This window comes from Dactylosporangium sucinum, assembly GCF_014647515.1.
Lineage (GTDB): Bacteria > Actinomycetota > Actinomycetes > Mycobacteriales > Micromonosporaceae > Dactylosporangium > Dactylosporangium sucinum.
Genome location: NZ_BMPI01000012.1, coordinates 174,438 through 192,106, shown reverse-complemented (window position 1 = coordinate 192,106; position 17,669 = coordinate 174,438). Strand labels below are relative to the sequence as shown.

Below are 17,669 nucleotides of genomic sequence, written 5' to 3'. Positions count from 1 at the left end.
CCTAAGGAGTTGGTTGGCGCAGTGCGGCGAGGAGGGTCTCGCGCACCGCGGAGACCGCCGCGCCGGCCGCGCCCAGCAGGGGCGCGTCGTCGTCGACGGTGGAGACCGCGATCACCGTCTCCAGAGGTTCCGGTGAACCCGGGTGGTACACGGACTTGGCGACCGGCTCGGCGAGGGCTTCGCCGCCGGCCCGGCCGAGCTCGCCGCCGAGGACCACCAGCGGCGGGTCGAGGACCGCCAGCACGGCCGACAGCCCGAGTGCGATCCGGGCGGCGAGCTCGCCGACGAAGGCCGCGTCGCCGAACATCTCGGCCTCCGGCAGTCCCCGTGCGGCGGCCAGCGCCCGTACGGCATCGCCGCTCACCAGGTCGTGGAAGTCGCGCGAGTGTTCGGCGATCACCGGCATGTAGCCGATCTCGCCGGCGGCACCGCGCGCACCGCGGAGCAAGGTGCCGCCGCCGAGGTCGATGGCGAGGCCGAGGCCGCTGTCACCGAGCCAGAGCAGCACGAAACCCTCGGCGCCCTGGGCGGCGCCGTGTGCCCGCTCGGCGAGCGCGGCGAGGTTGACGTCGTTGTCCACCTCCACCGCTACGCCGAGCCGGTCGGCCAGCTCGTCGACCAGCCCCGGGCGGCTCCAGCGGGGGACGTCGACGTGGTGGATGACCCGGTCCCGGGGGTCGAACGCGCCCGCGACCGCGAGCTGCAGGTGCGCGACCGGCTCCCGGCTGACGCCCGCGGCGGCGCACAGCGCGTCGATCATGTCGTCGACCGCCGCGAGCGGGTCCGTCCGGGCGAAGTCGACCTGCGCGGCGATCCGGGCCCGCTGCTCGCCGCGCAGGTCGTACAGGGCCGCGGTGAGCGACGGCGCGCAGTCACGCACCGACATCGCGACCGCGTACGCGGCGTCCGGACGCACCGCGTACACCTCGGCGTTCGGCCCGGGCCGCCCGGTCTCGTGTCCGACCGTGTGGACGAGGTCGGCCTCGGTGAGCCGGCGGATCGCCTCGGAGACGGTCGGCTTGGACAGCCCGGTCAGCGTCCGCAGCTCGGCGCGGGTCAGCTGCCCGCGGTCGAGCAGGTGGCCGAGCGCCGCGGCCTCGTTGAGCGCCTTCAGCAGCTTGGAGGATCCGCCGAGCACCGCAACCTCCCGTCGACTAATAGTCAGATTGACTAACAGTTGCGGGCAAAGGTAAGCGTCGGTACCGGCGTCTGTCAATGACCGGAGTTCGGGAGACCGGCAACGCCCGTCGGCGTCGTCCGGGCGGGGTCGGCAACAGATTGATGGTTGACACGATCGTCGATGCGGTGTTCCCTTTTTCTAACTATCAGGCAACCTGCCTAACAATTCCGAGCTCCTCGGCCGGCGGCGGCCCGCCGGCGGGTGCAGGCTGCCTCGGCCGGCCCGGAATCGCACGCCTTGGAGGACCGATGAACCTGAGAGGAACGCGAACGGCACGACGCTGGATCACCGCGCTGATCGCCGCCGGGGCGGTGGTGGCCGCCGTCCTTCCGCCATCGCTGCCGGCCGAGGCGGCCGCCACCGGGTACGAGGCGGAGAACGCCACGATCTCGGGCGGCGTCGTGGAGTCCAACCACGCCGGCTACTCCGGCACCGGCTTCGTCAACTACGACAACGTCACCGGCAGCTACGTCCAGTGGTCGGTCCCGTCCGCCGCCGCGGGCAACGTCAGCGTCGCCATCCGCTACGCGAACGGCACCACCGTCGACCGGCCGATGGACATCACCGTCAACGGCACCCTCGTGCGCGGCGCGCTGTCGTTCCCGAGCACCGGCACCTGGGACACCTGGCAGGCGGTGACGTTCACCGTCGGTCTCACCGCCGGGACGAACCTGATCCGGGCCACCGCCACCACCGCCAACGGCGGACCCAACGTCGACAAGCTCAGCGCCGGCGTTCCCGGCGACACCACCGCCCCGACCGCCCCGGGGCAGCCGGCCTGCGCCAGCATCACCGAGAACAGCCTGCTGCTGTCGTGGGGCGCCTCGACCGACAACGTCGGCGTCGTCGCGTACGACATCTACCACGACGGCAACAAGCTCGGTGAGGCCGCCGGCACGGCCACGTCGAAGTCCCTGACCGGCCTGCAGCCCAACGCCGAGTACCGCCTGTCGGTCTTCGGCCGCGACGCGGCGGGCAACGTGTCGACCAGCAGCCCGCAGGCGATCTGCCGGACCCTCGCGAGCTCCGACACCCAGGCGCCGACCGCGCCGGCCAACTTCGCCACCGCGAACGTCGCCGGCAACTCCGTCGACACGTCGTGGACCGCGTCGACCGACAACGTCGGCGTGACGGGGTACGACGTGCTGGGCGCCGGCGGCTCGGTGCTCAGGTCGGTCGGCAACGTGACCTCGACGACGGTCACCGGGCTGGCGTGCAACACCACGTACACGCTGACCCTGGTCGCGAAGGACGCCGCCGGCAACACCTCCGCACCGAGCAACGCGAGAACCGTCACCACCACCGCGTGCAGCGGGGGCGTGCCGTCGAGCATCACCACCGTCTCGACCGGCTGGACGATCCCCTGGGGACTCGCGTGGCTGCCGGACGGCCAGACGGCGATCGCGACCGAACGCGACTCGTTCAAGGTCTTCAAGGTCACCCTGAGCGGCGCGCGGACCCAGGTCGGCACCGTGCCGAACACGGTCACCACCAACGGCGAAGGCGGCCTGCTCGGCGTCGCCGTCGACCCGAACTGGAACACCAACCACTTCGTGTACGTCATGCACACCGCCGCCGAAGGCAACCGCATCGCCCGGATGACCTACAACGGCACGACGCTCACGGCGTACACCTCACTCGTCACCGGCATCATGAAGAACCGCTACCACAACGGCGGCCGGCTGGCGTTCGGTCCCGACGGCTACCTCTACGCGACGACCGGCGAGGCGCAGACACCGAGTCTCGCGCAGGACAAGAGCTCGCTCAACGGCAAGATCCTGCGGATGAAGACCGACGGCACGCCGGCGCCCGGCAACCCGTTCGGCACGCTCGTGTACAGCTACGGCCACCGCAACCCCCAGGGCATCGCCTGGGACTCGCAGGGCCGGCTCTGGGAGGCCGAGTTCGGCAACAGCCAGTACGACGAGCTCAACCTCATCAAACCCGGCCGCAACTACGGCTGGCCCACGTGCGAGGGCACCTGCAGCGTCTCCGGCATGGAGAACCCGAAACGGCAGTGGTCGGTGAGCACCGCCTCGCCCAGCGCCATCGCGATCGTCCGCGACGTCGTGTACATGGCGGCGCTGCGCGGGGAGCGGTTGTGGCGGATCCCGCTGCTCGACGGCGAGAACACCGGCTCGCCGGCGGCGTACTACGTCGGCACCTACGGGCGGCTGCGCACGGTCGTCAAGGTGCCCGGCGCCGACCAGCTCTGGCTGTCGACCACCAACTGCGACAACAACGGCGGCGCAGCCGCCGGCTCCGACCAGATCTTCCGCATCACCATTGCCTAGCCCCCGGCTAGCCCACGGCCCGTTACTGGAGGAACGATGCGACGCAACAGATGGCGCACCGGCCTGACCGCGCTCGCGGTCGGCGTCACGGCAGCGCTGACCCCGATCGCGCTGCCGATCGGGCCCGCCCAGGCCGCCACGACGACGGTCTACCAGGCGGAGAACGCCACCGTCTCGCAGGGCGTGGTCGAGTCGAACCACGCCGGCTACAGCGGCACCGGATTCGTCAACTACGACAACGTCAGCGGCTCGTACGTGCAGTGGTCGGTGACCGCCGCGGCCGCCGGCAGTGCGACGCTCACCATCAGGTTCTCCAACGGTACGACCACCAACCGGCCGATGAACATCGCCGTCAACGGTACGACCGTCGCGTCCGGCGTCGCGTTCAACGGCACCGGCAACTGGGACACCTGGCAGGACGTCACCGTCACCGCGACGCTGAACGCGGGCGCCAACACCGTGCGGGCCACCGCCACCACGGCGAACGGCGGACCCAACGTCGACCGGCTCACCGCCGTCGAGAACGCCGCCGGCGGGCCGAGCATGGCCGTCGCGCCGTACGAGTACTTCGGCTGGGGCAACCCGCAGAGCCCGGCGTCGGTCATGTCGGCGACCGGGATCAAGTTCTTCACGCTCGCCTTCATGCTCTCCGACGGCGGGTGCAACCCGTTGTGGGACGGCTCCCGGCCGCTCACCGGCGGCGACGACCAGTCGAAGATCAACGCCATCCGCGCCGCCGGCGGCGACGTCATCGTCTCCTTCGGCGGCTGGAGCGGCAACAAGCTCGGCGAGAAGTGCTCGTCGGCGTCGGCGCTCGCCGGCGCCTACCAGAAGGTCATCAACGCGTACCAGCTCAAGGCGATCGACGTCGACATCGAGGCGACCGAGTTCTCCAACGCCACCGTGCGGCAGCGGGTCATCAACGCGCTGAAGACCATCAAGACGAACAACCCGGGTATCAAGACGTTCATCACCTTCGGTACGACGCCGACCGGGCCGGACGCCGACGGCGTCGACCTCATCAAGAAGGGCGCCGCGGCCGGCCTCGACAACGACGGCTGGACCATCATGCCGTTCGACTTCGGCGGCCACACCGGCACGATGGGCGCGGCGTCGGTCAGCGCCGCCGACGGGCTGAAGAACGCGGTCAAGAGCGCCTACGGGTACAGCGATGCCGCCGCCTACACGAAGATCGGCATCTCGTCGATGAACGGCAAGACCGACGAGGCGGACGAGACCGTCACCCTCGCCGACTTCCAAACGATCCTGGCGTACGCGCAGCAGCACCACATCGCGCGGCTGACCTTCTGGTCGATCAACCGCGACCGGGCCTGCGGCGCCGGCTCCGACGCCGACTCGTGCAGCGGCGTCTCGCAGGCGCCGTACGCGTACACCAAGATCCTCGTCCAGTACACCGGCTGAGAAGGAATGCCAATGCAACCGAAGCAACTGCTGGTGCCGCTCGTGGCGCTCGCCGTCACGGTGGCCATGACACCGCTCGCCACTGCGGCGGCTGCCGCCACCACGCGGTACGAAGCCGAGGCGGCCACGATCACGCAGGGCGTGGCCGAGTCCAACCACGCCGGCTACAGCGGTACCGGATTCGTCAACTACGACAACGTCGCCGGCTCGTCGGTGCAGTGGTCGGTGACCGCCGCGGCCGCCGGCAGCGCGACGCTCACCATCAGGTTCTCCAACGGCACGACCACCAACCGGCCGATGGACATCGCCGTCAACGGCACGACCGTCGCCGCCGCCTCGGCGTTCAACGGCACCGGCAACTGGGACACCTGGCAGAGCAAGACGATCACGGCCGCGCTCAACGCCGGGACCAACACGATCCGGGCCACGGCGACGACCGCCAACGGCGGACCGAACGTCGACTGGCTCGAGGTGGCCCAGGCGACGGACGGCCCGGCGGTACCCTTCGGCAGCCACCGCTTCCCCTACGCGGCCGGCACGCTCCGCCCGAGCGGCACGCAGGCCGCCGTCGACCAGGCGGTCGTCACGTACTACAACAAGTGGAAGGCCGCGTTCGTCAAGCAGAACTGCGGCAACGGCTGGTACCAGGTCATCTCGCCGGACGCCGACCACCCCTACGTGGCCGAGGCGCAGGGCTACGGCATGGTCGTCGTGGCGACCATGGCCGGCGCCGACCCGAACGCGAAGACCATCTTCGACGGGATGGTCAAGTACATGCTGGCCCACCCGTCGGTGAACAACGCGGATCTGCTCGCCGCCGAACAGGACGCGTCCTGCCGCAGCGTCAACGGCTCGGACTCGGCCACCGACGGGGACCTCGACGTGGCGTTCGGGCTGCTCCTGGCGGACCGGCAGTGGGGCAGCGCCGGGACGTACAACTACAAGCAGCTGGCCGTCAAGCACATCAACGCGATCAAGGCCAGCGAGGTCAACCCGACCACGCACCTGCTGCTGCTCGGTGACTGGAGCACCCCGGGCGACAACCTCTACTGGACGACCCGGCCGTCCGACTTCATGATCGACCACTTCCGCGCGTTCAAGGCGGCGACGGGCGACACCGCCTGGGACACGATCCGCACCGCGCACCAGAACCTCATCACCAACCTGCAGAACCAGTACGCGTCGAGCACCGGGCTCCTGCCGGACTTCGTGGTCAACACCAACACCACGCCGAAGCCCGCGCCCGGCCAGGTGCTCGAGGACCCGAACGACGGCAAGTACTTCTGGAACGCCTGCCGCACCCCATGGCGCGTCGGCGCCGACGCGATCACCAGCGGCAACGCCGCCTCGCTCGCGTCGGCCCGCAAGATGAACACGTGGATCAAGGCCAAGACCGGCGGCAACCCGAACAACATCGCCGTCGGCTACTCGCTGGGCGGCACGGCAATCTCCTCGGGCAGCGAACCGGCGTTCTTCGCACCCTTCGCGGTGGCCGCGCTCACCGACCCGGCCAGCCAGGCCTGGCTCGACGCGCTGTGGACCAAGATGGTCAACACCTCCTTCACCAGCACCGACTACTACTCGACGAGCATCCAGCTCCAGACGATGATCGTCGCCAGCGGCAACTACTGGGTTCCCTGATCCGGGCCTGACCACAAGCGTTCACGGTGTCGGACGACACGCCGCTCGGCCCGCGGCCGGGCGGCGTGCAGGGCGTCGCCTCCTCGGGGGCGTGCATCCCGTTGTCGAGGACGCCCGGCCCCCGTTGAGTTCTTGCAAATGGCCGTCGATTTTGTGCAGGTGCGCAGCGGCGGCGGATTTGGCAGACTACTGCGTCGCCGGTCCGTCGAACGATGAGGTGCGATCCATGCTTGACGGCAGTGTCCAGCCCAACGAGACCACCGTGCCGTTGCTGCCCTGCGTCGCGCCGGAGGAGACCCTGGCCTTCTGGCGCGCGCTGGGCTTCGCCGTGACCTACGAGCAGACAAAGCCCTATCTGTACCTGGCGTTCCAGTGGAGCGGGTTCGCACTGCACTACGGGCCCGCGTCCAGCGGCGTGGACCCGTCCCAGGAGAACACCGGCGGATGCTTGGTGCTGGTCGATGTGGTCGCGCCTTACCACGCGGCGTTCACCGAAGCGATGCGCCGCACGTACGGGAAGGTGCTCGCCAAGGGACTGCCCCGGATCACGCGCTACCGTCCGGGCGCCTCACGGTTCACCGTCATGGACCCGTCCGGCAACTCGATCATCTTCATCCAGCGCGACGAGCCGGCGGAGCTGGAGTACGGAGGATCCAAGCAGCTGCAGGGGCTCGCCCGGGTCTTGGACAATGCGCGGATCCTGCGCGAGTTCAAGCAGGACGACCTGGCTGCGTTTCGAGCGTTGAACTCGGGGCTGCGTCGCCACGGCGACAGCGCGTCGGCCGTGGAGCAGGCGGTGGCGCTGGCCATGCTGCTCGACTTGTCGACGACGCTGGAGGAGCCGGAACGAGCACCGGGATGGGGAGCCAGGCTGAGCCAACTGGTCCTCACCACGGAGGAGCGTCGTCAGGTCGAGTCCGCCGTCGCCGACCCGACGCTGCTCGAACGGTGGATGCCCCCCACGGCTTGACGCATCGCACCGGAAGGGAACGCCTCGGGTCCGGCGGGTGGTGCACTGAACCCCCGCCACCACCGCCCACGCCCCACCAACCGCCAGCACCGGCCCCACGACCACCCGCCAGCGCCGCCGCCCCGCGATCCTCCGCGACGATCCGCACATCCCCGATGGTCCGGTACGAGCCGGCCCGGCACCAGACGATGCACGCATCGCTCACCGGATCTCCACACCGGCCGACCGGCCCGCCGCCGCCGCGGCGCGTGGTTACGCGGTCGGCACCCAGAAGCGCAACTTGTCGCCGCATCGGTCCTCGAAGATGCCGCCGTTGGCCTCGATCACCCTGCGGGAGGCGACGTTGGTGACGTCGCACATCACCAACGCCGACCCGATGTCCAGGCCACGTGCCACCGGCAACGCGGCGCGCAGCATTGCGGTGGCGTGGCCGCGGCGCCGGGCCGATGGTCGAACGTCGTAGCCGATGTGGCCGCCGACCTGGCGAAGGTGAGGGGTCAAGCGATGCCGGATCGCGAGGCGACCGAGATACTCGCCGTCCTCGACCCACCACAGTGTCGTCGACGGCACATAGCCCTCCGGCCGGGGCGAGTCCTCCAGGGCCTGCGACCGCAGCCAGTCGACGTAGGCGGCGAAGCCGTCCGCAGCCGACCAGCGGCACCCGAACTCGCGGATCTCACCGCCGATCATGCTGGCATCAGCGGGATCGCCGCGTCCTTCGGCGGAAAACTCGCTCATGGCGGCGACGAACGACGCATGCACGCGTACGGTGGGCGGGCTCAACTCGGGCATGGCGACATTCGTACCCATCCGACCGAACCTTCGCATCCGAAATTCGGCTTCCTCGGCGCCCTCCTGGCCGGCCTGTGCGGCGCTGTCGGTTCCGTGCCTACCGGGGGAGCGGCACACCCCTCCGCACCCGTGAACAGGACGACCGCTTCGGAGGACAAGGTCGGCGACCGGCGTTTCCCTGGTTCGTGCGGTCGGCCCGGCGGTTCCATCTCCCACACGAGACCGGTGTGCTCGTCATGCTCACCGAGTGCGTCACGCAACAGCGGTTGGCGTGCCTTGGGCCGGGAATTCGCGCAGCGTGCGGGCCTCGGTGGCGAGCAGGGGCAGGGGGGCGATGACGTAGAGGACGGCGAGCGCCCACATGGCCGACCGGGTTCCGAGCGCCGAGGCCAGGAGGCCGGCGGTTGCCGCACCGAACGGGATGGTGCCGAACACGAAGATCCGCGATGCGGCGGTGACCCGGCCGAGCAGGTGCGCGGGAACGAAGTTGCCGCGGTACGTCATGGTCATCACGTTCGACATCGTGGCTCCGGCAAGAGCGATGAAGGAGCCCGCCGCGAACAGCGTGAGGCGCCAGCCGTGGCCGCCGAGCGGCAGCAACAGCACGAACGGCGCGGCCGCGAGGTTCGCCACCAGGTAGGTGCGGGCGCTGCCGAAGCGCCGGGATGCCCGCGTGGCGAGTGCGGCGCCGAGGATGGCGCCGACGCTGCCCGCACCGATCACCAGGCCCGCGGTTCCCGGCGCGGTGCCTTCGGTACGCACCAGGAAGACGACGCGCAGCGCGGTGATGCCCAGCATCGCGAAGTTGGTCGCCGCAGCTACCACCAGCATGGCCTGCAGCAGGCGTCCGCGCATGATGAAGCCGATGCCCTCGGCGATCTGGCGCAGCATGCCGGGGCGATCGCCCGCGGAAGGGTGCGGCTCCGGCTCGGAGCGTAGGCCGAGCAGGCAGGCCGCCGACACCAGGAAGGTGAGGGCGTCGATGAGGATTCCGCTGACCGCGCCGGCCGCCTGGGCCAGCAGCCCGCCGAGACCCGGCCCGACGACCAGGGCGACCGATGCGCTGGTCTGCAGCTTGGCGTTGCCTTCCATGAGGTCTTCCGCGCGGACGAGATGGGGCAGGAACGCGTTGAACGCCACGTTGGCGAAGACACCGGCGATCCCGGCGAGCAGCGCGGCCACCAGCAGCATGGTCATGGTCAGCACGTTGGTCCAGGCCGCGATCGGGATGACGACGAGCACCGCCGCAGAGACGATGTCGGCGATGAGCAGGGTGCGCCGGCGCGGCCATCGGTCGACCCAGACACCGACCGGCAGCCCGATCAGCAGCCATGGCAACCAGGTGGCGGCTGTGAGCAGGGCGACCATGGCCGGACCGGCATGCAGGGTCGAGATGGCCACCAGCGGGAGCGCCACCGTCGTCATCGCGGAGCCGACCGCGCTGGTGGACTGCCCGACCCACAGCAGGGCGAAGTTCCGCGTCCGCAGCAGCCCGCCCACGGGCCTGTGCCGTGGTGCGGGTTCGCGCTCGGCCGCGGGCACCGCGTCCCCGCTCATGCGGCTCGTCCTCTCGAAGGTCGCCCGGACGCCGGACACGACATCAGGGACCGGTCAGCCGTTGCCCCGGTCCGTCGATCACCCGGGCAGGATCACACGACGGGGCCGGAACGTCGATTGATTTAGCAGCTGACCGCCAGGCCTCAGCGGGTCAGGACGGTGATCCGGTCGAGGGAGATCGAACCGCTGTCGAGGCGGAGCCCGACGGCCGGCGCCCAGGACGCCAGCGTCGCGGGGTCGACCGCGCGGCTGACGGGCGCGTTGTGGAGCTGGGTCCACCCGCCGTCGTGCTGATACCAGGTGGTCAGCTGTCCCCAGCGGACCACGACGGCGAACCTGTCACCGGGCTGCCACCGCACCTGGGCGCAGCAGCCGCCCGTGGCGTCGCCGCGGCCCGCGCCGCCGACCTGCACGTCGACCCCCGACGTGCCGAAGTGGTTGTTGTACCAGGCGAGCGCGTTGTCGCCGTTGCCCGCCGACTGCCCGATGAACAGGCTGTCCTCCGGTGCCGAACCGGCGAACCGCTTCGGCTCCACGATGATCGCGGTCCCGGCCGGCGAGCCGCTGACGGGCGCGGCGAGGACGCCGAACGCGCGGCCGGTCGACTGTGCCGTGAGCGCACCGCCGGCCAGCGAGAAGGCGGGTGCCGGTTCACCGCCGGCCGGGCGGTCGATCCGGTAGTCGGCCGTGCGATCGGTACTGAAGTCGTCGTCCCACACCGTCGTCGGGAAGTCCGCCGGTGAGAACTGGTAGCGGGTGGCGGCGACGGCGCTGCTCGTGCCGTCGGCGCCGGTCCCGGACCGGGCCAGGACCCGGATCGGCAGGCCCGAGCCGACGTCGGCGTCGGCCGGGACCGTGACCTGCCAGGCTGTCGTCAGCGCCTTGCCGGGCGTGAGTTTCGCGGCAGTGGCCGGCGAGACGGCGCGGGCCGTCCAGCCGCGGGGCACCTCCAGCGTCGCCGTCACCGCGGCCTTCGGCCGATCGGCGGTGACCCTGGTCGTGACGGTGACGGTCCGGCCCGCGTCCACGCTGAGCGCGCCGTCGGTGAGCCCGGTGAAGCCGGCGCGCAGCGCGGGGTCGGGGAGCCGCCACAGTTGCAGCGCGGTGATGCCGACCGCGCCGCCGTCGGCGCGCGACGCCACCACACGCAGCCGGTCGGTGGTGATCGGCGGGTCGACGACAACCCGGTTGATCGCCCTGCCCACGGGCACGGTGGGCTCCCGGCGCTGGCCCGGCACGTCCTGCCACGTCCCGTCGAGCGCCTGCGCCTGCAGGGCGAAGGACGTGGGGGTCCGTACGCCGCCGCCGTCGTCGTAGAAGTCGATGCGCACGTCCGACACGTGGGTCGCGGCGCCGAGGTCGACCTCCAGCCAGTCGCTGGCGTTCGGCGACCGGTACGTGGTCCAGCGGGTGGTCGGCACGTCGAGGTGGAAGTCCTGCCCGTCGATCGCGTTGACCGCGGCGTCGCCCGGCCACGTGTAGGAGGCCCGCGCGGTCGGATAGCCGGTCTTCGCCACGTTGGCCGCGTCGTCGACCAGCTCGGGCAGCACCGTCGCGCCGGTCGGACGGCCGGTCACGGCGACGGTGACCTCGGCCAGGGTGGCCCGCTGCAGCCGCGGCGCGCCGTCGACCCACACGCGCAGCCCCTTGCCCTGACCGTATGCGGTGCCGTCACGATCCCAGACGATCGTGAGATTGTGGCCGTGGTAGGCGAGGTTCTCCACCGCGAAGTGGCTCCAGTTGTACGGCACGAGCGGCGAGATGCGCACCGAGTCGCCCTCCTGCGGGCGGATGCCGAGCAGGCCGGACAGCACGATGTCGTTGAACGTCGAGTGGTTGTAGTCCTCGCTGTGGCCGCGCCCGTCGTAGATCCAGCGATCCTCGTCCGGGTGGTGCGCCTCGGCCACGTAGGGCTGGCCGTTCTTGCGCTGCGTCAGCGCGTATCCGCGCAGGACGGCGTAGAAGTCGGCGCGGTCGACGTACGACTGGGCCGGATAGTCGAGCAGCTGGTTGGCCAGCGCGGTCAGGGTCTGGCTGGTGGCGTACGGCCAGCTCGGGCCGTCCCAGCGGCAGCAGCCGTCGAGCGCCTGGTGCATGAACCACGGGCTGCGCCGCTCGGTGGTCGTGGGACCGTACGGCGCGGCGAAGCCCTGCGGGTCGGTCAGCTGCGCCCAGGCGACCGCGTTGCCGGCCGGTGCCATGTGGAAGTACCAGGGGATGAAGCCGATCTGCTCCCGGTCGGCGATGGGCCGCAGCGACGGGTTGCCGTCCCGCATGACGTGCTTGTAGAACGACGTGGCCGGATCCCACAGGTACTGCTCGGCGTTGGCGCGCAGGGCCGCCGCCTCGCGTTCGTAGCGGGCCGCCCCGGCGGGGTCACCGGACCTGCGCAGCAGCAGCGCCAGCGCCCGGGCGTCGCCGTACTGGTAGGCGTTGATCGTCGGCCGGTAGCCGTCGCCGCCGTGGTAGGGGTCGTCGCTCTGGTAGGAGCTCGCGGTGAACTCCATCGCGTCCCACACCGGCGTCTGCCAGTACAGGCCGAGTTGCGCGTCGAAGTTGGTGGACTTCCACCGCTCGTACTGCTGCCGCAGTTCCGGCAACCGGTCGGCGAGGAACCGCCAGTCCCCGGTCACCTCGGCCCGGGCGACCGCCGCGTCGACGGCCCAGAACGAGTACTGATGGGCCCAGTCGGTGGTGTTGTCGTTGAGCTGGTCGGTGGCGGGCTTGGCCGCCGCGCCGGAGCCGCGCAGCCAGTAGTCCAGGTAGTCGTTGACGTAGCGCGGGTCGCGCAGCCAGCGCCCCTCGTAGATGTGGTGCGCCGCGGCCGCGTTGATCCCGCCGTACGGCGCGGAGTATCCGACCGGTCCGAGGAACTCCGAGGCGATCCAGCCGTCCTTGGGGCCGGTGTACTTCAACGCCTCTTTGTAGGTCCGCCACCGGTAGTAGTAGGTGGCCTGGATATCCTTGTCCGGCAGGTCGACGAAGGGGATGTTCGCCTCGTACCAGGCCGGCTCCGGGACCGAGCCGAGCAGGGCGGAGTGGTCGAGGACGTGCGTGGTCGGCCCGACCGCCGGGTAGACCGGCGGCGCCGCCGCGGCGGCGGTCGAGGTCAGCGGTGCCGCCACGACGCCGGTGAACGCCGCGACAACCGCCACTGCTGCCGCGAGCCGCGGCCGGACCAGAACCATGGTGACTCCTTGAGGCGCTCAGCCCGCACTCCACTGAAGTTGTCAGATTCAAACAAGAACCCACAGTCGAAGTCAAGAAAACCCTCGATCTGCTGTTGAATAGTGTTCGACTATGCCCGGTGGGTGCCCAGGATCGGTCATCACTTCGTAAGGTCCCGCCGGCCGGTGTGGTCGTAAGGTCACGGCGTGCGCCGTCATCACATCGCCCTGCATCTGGTAGCCGCGCTCGCCGTGCTGGCGGGGTGCGCCAACGGGAGCGCGCCGCCGTCCGGCGGCGCGGGCGCCCCCGCGACCCCGGTCCGCCCCGCGGCCTCGGCCGACGCCACCGCACCGGGTGTGACCGGCGGCGCCGTGCCGTCCACACTGGCGTTCAGGGCCAAAACCCTGACGGGCGGCGAGTTCGACGGTGCGACCCTGGCCGGCCGGCCGGTCGTGCTGTGGTTCTGGGCGCCGTGGTGTCCTACCTGTGCCGGCCAGGCGAAGGGCGTCCGGGCGACGGCCGAACAGCTGGCGGGCAAGGTCACCGTGGTCGGTGTCGGCGGGCTCGACGATGAGGCCGCGATGCGGCGGTTCGTCACCGAGTGGAAGCTCGACGGTGTGCCGCACCTGTCCGACGAGGCCGGTGCGGTGTGGAAGCGGTTCGGCGTCACCGCGCAGAGCACGTTCGTGCTGCTGGACAGCTCCGGCACGGTGGCGCACAAGGGCGCGTTCGGCGGTGACGAGTTGCTCGGCCGCGCGGGCAAGCTGACCTGAGGTGTCCGATCTCGGGCTCGCCCTGGCCGCCGGGCTCGTCGCCGCCGTCAACCCGTGCGGGTTCGCGCTGCTGCCGGTGTACCTGACGCTGCTCGTCCTCGGCGACGACAGCCCGACCCGCCCGGTGGCGGTCCGCCGCGCCGTCGCCGCCACCGCCGCGATGACCCTCGGGTTCGTCGCGGTGTTCGGTACCTTCGGGCTGCTCGTCGCGCCGGTCGCCAGCGCGCTGCACCGGTTCCTGCCGTGGTTCACGGTGGTGTTCGGCCTGCTGCTGGTGGTGCTCGGCGGGTGGCTGGTCGCCGGGCGGCACCTGCCGTCGTTCAAGCTGCGGCCGGTGCGTGGCCCGGCGGTCAGGCGGTCCGCCGGCTCGATGGTGCTGTTCGGCGCGGGGTACGCGCTGGCGTCGTTGTCGTGCACCATTGCGCCGTTCCTGGCGATCGTCGCGTCGAGCTTCCGCGCCGGGTCGGTGCGCTCCGGCGTCGGGCTGTTCGTCGCGTACGCGATCGGCATGGGGCTGCTCGTCGGCGTGGCGGCGCTGGCGGTCGCGCTGGCCCGGCCGGCCGTCGCGACCCGGCTGCGCCGCTTCAGTGGCGCGCTGTCGCGGGTCGCCGGAGCGGTGCTGCTCGCCGCCGGTGGATACGTCGCCTACTACGGCTGGAACGAGCTGCGCGGCGACGTCGACGACCCGGTCATCGCGGCGGCGCAGGACGTGCAGCGCCGGCTGGCGGACACGGTCGACGGGCTCGGCGCCGCACCGTTCGCGGTGCTGCTCATCCTGCTGCTGGCCGGTGCTGTGACCCGCCGGCTCGTCAAGGGCTCATCGTCAACGCCGGGTCGACGGCGATCTCGGTCATCTGCTCCAGAGTGACTCTGCACGTGCGGTAACACGGGCCAGCGCTGTCGACCCTTGTCTGGCACACTACGCGGTTGTGCATGACCGGCCGAGGATCCGAAGTGCGCTGAGCTGGACAATGGTGGGATACGCGGTCGCCGGTCTTGCCACGGCGCCGCTGGCGGCGGCGCCGATGCCGTCATACTTGGTGCCCTGCGAGGACATCACCGGGGATCCGGCTTGGCTGGTCTGGGCGTTCCGGGAAACCGTGTGGCTCTCCCTCGCGTTCTCGTTGCCGGTGGCCGCCGTGGTCGCGGCCGTGCTCGCCTGGCGCCCCGGGCTGTCCAGCAAACGCGCCGCAGCCGTCGGCGTCTGCGTCGGTTTTGCTCTGGCCGCAGCCATCATCACCAACACGATCGTGTCCCCTACCTGCTGGCACGATCTGAACAGGGTCGACCCATGAGGCGGTTCCGCGCGCTGCATCTCGAATGCCGGCACGACCCACGTCGTCTGGACTGCGGCTCGGAGCGGGAAGATGGGTGCGTGGAGAGCTTCGAGGGCCGTTGCTGGCTGGACTGGTGGGCGAACTCGTCCACCCTGCTCGGCAGCGTTGAGGTCGCGGTAGTCATCGCCGTCGTGGACGGCGGGTGGCGCGCCCGCGGCCGGATACTCAGTGACGGCCCTGAGGAGCGCGAGGCGTTCGACTTCCTCCGCGCGCTCGATCCGGTCTTCACCCTGAGGTTCGAGGACGAAAGCACGATTCCTGTGGCCGTGCACGCTTCTGCTGACACGGTGTGGTTCGTCATGACGGAGTACGCCGGGCCGGTGCAGCGCGCGGTCAGCTACGAGTTCGGCGTCACGTAGCACGCGCCTCGACGGCATCCCGGCGTCTTCCCATCGTGATGGCCGTTTTCGGCACAATGAACCTGCCGGGCCCGCGCGCCGACTGAATAGGCGAAGGAGGGTCGATGAGCGATGAGTTGCTGGTGGTCCGCTGCCAGTTGGGTGAACGGGAGGCCTTCGCCGAGCTGGTGCGGGGCTGGCACCCGACGGTCGAACGGTACGTCCGGCGGATGCTCGGCGGGCCCGACGACGACGTGGTGCAGGAGATCTGGCTGGCCGTCGTCAGAGGGCTACCACGGCTGCGGCGGCCGGACCGTTTCACGCCGTGGCTGTTCACCGTCGCGCGCCGGGCGGTGATGAACCGGTTGCGGGAGGCGTACGTGCGCCCGGAACCCGAACCGATCGACGACGTGCGGGGCGAGGACGAGGCGGAAGGTGTCGTCAACCGGGAGCTGCTCGCGGGGGCCCTGGCGGAGCTTCCGGCCCGGGAACGGGAGGTGCTCCTGCTGTTCTATCTCGAGGACCTGCCGCTGGAGACGTGCGCGCAGATCTGCGCCGTACCCGTCGGCACGGTCAAGTCGCGGCTCAATCGGGCCCGCAGGTTGCTACGCCAGGAACTGGTGCGGAAGGGGTACGAGGCATGACTCCGGAAGAGGTGCTGGCGCGGATCGAGGCGCCGTTGTCCCTGCGCAAGCGGGTCGGCTACCTGATCCTGGCCTTGGCCGGACTCACCGGGAGCGCCCTGATCGGCCTGCTCTGGGCGACGGAGCCCGGGTTGCCGCCGCGCACGAAGGTGGCCTTCGCGGTGTTGATGACGATCGGCTTGTGCTGGGCGGCGTTCGGCGGCTGGGCCGTGACCCGCCGGATGCCGCTGCTTGCCCGGGACCGGGTGGTCGCCGGCTGGCTCGGCGTCGCCGCCTGGGTTGTCTTCACCCTCGGTGCGTTGGTCATCACCACTCTGCGGCACAAGCTCGAGCCGTCGCTGCTGGGCATCGTGCTCACCCTGGGCGTCCTGGCCGCCGTGAACCTGCGGGCGGCCCGCCGGGCAAGGTCGGCGCTGGTGCGCCGCAAGGCCGAGCTGACCGGGCGCAACAGCGGGCAGTGAGGGGCAGTGCGATCAACGTCGCTGAGGAGCAGCGGCGTTGGTCGCTTCGCCACGCGCGGCAGCCTGCGGCGGTCGTAGGTACGAGCGCAGGTCTGTGCCTCGCGCGGGAGCGTAGCCGTGGTGGTGCGGCTGCCGGCCGGGGCGGTGGTTCGACACCGGAGCCCCCGGCCGCGCCGTGCGCATGGCGAGCTGGTTCAGGCTCCCAGGCGATGACCGATGCGGTCGAGGGTCTCCTTGCCCCAGTACATGCTGAGCTCCGTCGCCAGGCCGCTGGACGCCCGCACGGTGGTGACGAGGTCGACGAGCAGGTCGTCGCCGGCTGCCCACAGGTAACACTGGCCGGTGGGTCCCCACGCGTCCTTCTCCAGCAGGACCCGCTGGTCGTCGGCGCTTGCGGCGAACCGGTACCGCTGGCCGTCGCTGTCCGCGGGCCGCTGCTCCAACTGTGTGCCGAGGCCCGCCCAGGTGGCCGGGTCGAAGCTCGGGACCGGCGCCCGGAGCGTCCGCTCGCCGCTCATCGCCTGGTGGTCCCAGATTCGGGTGTACACCAGGTCCGAGAACGAAGCCGCCAGCATCGTCCACTCGTCGGTGGGGTACAGATCGTCGAACGAGATCATCACGGGCGGGTCGTCGCTGCCGTCGAGCATGACCGCCCAGTAGCAGACTCCCTGATTCTCGATCATGAACGGCAGCAGCTGACGCTCGGCGACCGGATCCCACTCGCGCTCCTGGTCGGGCTTGCCGTCGGGCCAGTAGCGTTCCAGCCGGCCCAGCTCGTGGGCCGCATACACGCGGTCCTCGTTGCTGAACCTGCGCAGCGTCTCATGTCCGGCGGCGAGTGAATACCATTCCCGCACCGACGCGGGCAACGGGAAGCCGCGCTCAGCGGCGAACCGGTCGATCGCCGCAACGGCGTCGGGTGAAGTTTCCGCGGTCCGCCCGGCCAGGGCCAGCGAACGCGCGTGATACTGCGGCTGGGACAGCATATGTGTAGAACTCCTGATTGCCGTGTGTGTACGTCGACGCAATGCGATCTTGAATCGCGCGGTGCATCGTACAGAGGCGGTTCAAGGCCGGCCGAGCCGAAGAACG

15 protein-coding genes are annotated in these 17,669 nt (G+C 70.7%); 10 read left to right on the top strand and 5 right to left on the bottom strand.

What is annotated here, in order from left to right; translation table 11 throughout:
- Position 1: 1 nt before the first annotated feature.
- On the bottom strand, positions 2-1,138 hold the full coding sequence (locus IEZ31_RS15070; protein ID WP_229835043.1) for an ROK family transcriptional regulator: 1,137 nt from the start codon (positions 1,136-1,138) through the stop codon (positions 2-4).
- Positions 1,139-1,428: 290 nt separating this feature from the next.
- Here IEZ31_RS15070 and IEZ31_RS15065 point away from each other — a divergent pair, with 290 nt between their 5' ends.
- From IEZ31_RS15065 to IEZ31_RS15050, 4 genes are all read left to right on the top strand, one after another.
- Positions 1,429-3,474, top strand: a complete 2,046-nt coding sequence (locus IEZ31_RS15065; protein ID WP_190250453.1) for a PQQ-dependent sugar dehydrogenase — start codon at positions 1,429-1,431, stop codon at positions 3,472-3,474.
- A gap of 36 nt (positions 3,475-3,510) precedes the next feature.
- Entirely contained in the window at positions 3,511-4,896 is a 1,386-nt protein-coding gene (locus tag IEZ31_RS15060) for a carbohydrate-binding protein (RefSeq protein ID WP_190250452.1), read from the top strand.
- A 12-nt stretch (positions 4,897-4,908) separates the two neighbouring features.
- Positions 4,909-6,537: a glycosyl hydrolase family 8 gene (locus IEZ31_RS15055; protein ID WP_229835041.1), complete on the top strand. Its 1,629-nt coding sequence runs from the start codon at positions 4,909-4,911 to the stop codon at positions 6,535-6,537.
- A 226-nt stretch (positions 6,538-6,763) separates the two neighbouring features.
- Positions 6,764-7,507, top strand: coding sequence for a DUF8817 family protein (locus tag IEZ31_RS15050; protein WP_190250450.1), 744 nt, complete (start codon positions 6,764-6,766; stop codon positions 7,505-7,507).
- A gap of 252 nt (positions 7,508-7,759) precedes the next feature.
- Here the strand turns inward: IEZ31_RS15050 and IEZ31_RS15045 are convergent, their stop codons facing one another.
- The 3 genes from IEZ31_RS15045 to IEZ31_RS15035 form a co-directional block, all read right to left on the bottom strand.
- Positions 7,760-8,299: a GNAT family N-acetyltransferase gene (locus tag IEZ31_RS15045; protein ID WP_190250449.1), complete on the bottom strand. Its 540-nt coding sequence runs from the start codon at positions 8,297-8,299 to the stop codon at positions 7,760-7,762.
- A 252-nt stretch (positions 8,300-8,551) separates the two neighbouring features.
- Positions 8,552-9,856 (bottom strand): MFS transporter, encoded by a 1,305-nt coding sequence (locus IEZ31_RS15040; RefSeq protein WP_190250448.1) that lies wholly within the window; start codon positions 9,854-9,856, stop codon positions 8,552-8,554.
- A gap of 143 nt (positions 9,857-9,999) precedes the next feature.
- Positions 10,000-13,044 (bottom strand): MGH1-like glycoside hydrolase domain-containing protein, encoded by a 3,045-nt coding sequence (locus IEZ31_RS15035; protein ID WP_190250447.1) that lies wholly within the window; start codon positions 13,042-13,044, stop codon positions 10,000-10,002.
- A gap of 186 nt (positions 13,045-13,230) precedes the next feature.
- On the opposite strand from IEZ31_RS15035, the gene IEZ31_RS15030 reads away from it, so the two are divergent.
- The 6 genes from IEZ31_RS15030 (at position 13,231) to IEZ31_RS15005 (ending at position 16,577) form a co-directional block, all read left to right on the top strand.
- Positions 13,231-13,797, top strand: a complete 567-nt coding sequence (locus IEZ31_RS15030; RefSeq protein WP_190250446.1) for a peroxiredoxin family protein — start codon at positions 13,231-13,233, stop codon at positions 13,795-13,797.
- Position 13,798: 1 nt separating this feature from the next.
- A complete protein-coding gene (locus IEZ31_RS15025; RefSeq protein ID WP_190250445.1) occupies positions 13,799-14,665 on the top strand; it encodes a cytochrome c biogenesis CcdA family protein in 867 nt (288 codons plus the stop codon).
- A 103-nt stretch (positions 14,666-14,768) separates the two neighbouring features.
- Positions 14,769-15,092, top strand: coding sequence for a hypothetical protein (locus IEZ31_RS15020; protein ID WP_190250444.1), 324 nt, complete (start codon positions 14,769-14,771; stop codon positions 15,090-15,092).
- On the top strand, positions 15,089-15,493 hold the full coding sequence (locus tag IEZ31_RS15015) for a hypothetical protein (protein WP_229835040.1): 405 nt from the start codon (positions 15,089-15,091) through the stop codon (positions 15,491-15,493). The genes IEZ31_RS15020 and IEZ31_RS15015 overlap by 4 nt, the downstream gene beginning before the upstream one ends.
- 104 nt (positions 15,494-15,597) lie before the next feature.
- Positions 15,598-16,116: an RNA polymerase sigma factor gene (locus IEZ31_RS15010; protein WP_190250443.1), complete on the top strand. Its 519-nt coding sequence runs from the start codon at positions 15,598-15,600 to the stop codon at positions 16,114-16,116.
- Positions 16,113-16,577, top strand: a complete 465-nt coding sequence (locus IEZ31_RS15005; RefSeq protein WP_190250442.1) for a hypothetical protein — start codon at positions 16,113-16,115, stop codon at positions 16,575-16,577. The genes IEZ31_RS15010 and IEZ31_RS15005 overlap by 4 nt, the downstream gene beginning before the upstream one ends.
- A gap of 194 nt (positions 16,578-16,771) precedes the next feature.
- On the opposite strand, the gene IEZ31_RS15000 is transcribed toward IEZ31_RS15005, so the two are convergent.
- Positions 16,772-17,563 carry an SMI1/KNR4 family protein gene (locus tag IEZ31_RS15000; RefSeq protein ID WP_190250441.1) on the bottom strand — a complete coding sequence of 264 codons (792 nt, stop codon included), beginning with the start codon at positions 17,561-17,563 and terminating at the stop codon, positions 16,772-16,774.
- Positions 17,564-17,669 lie beyond the last annotated feature (106 nt).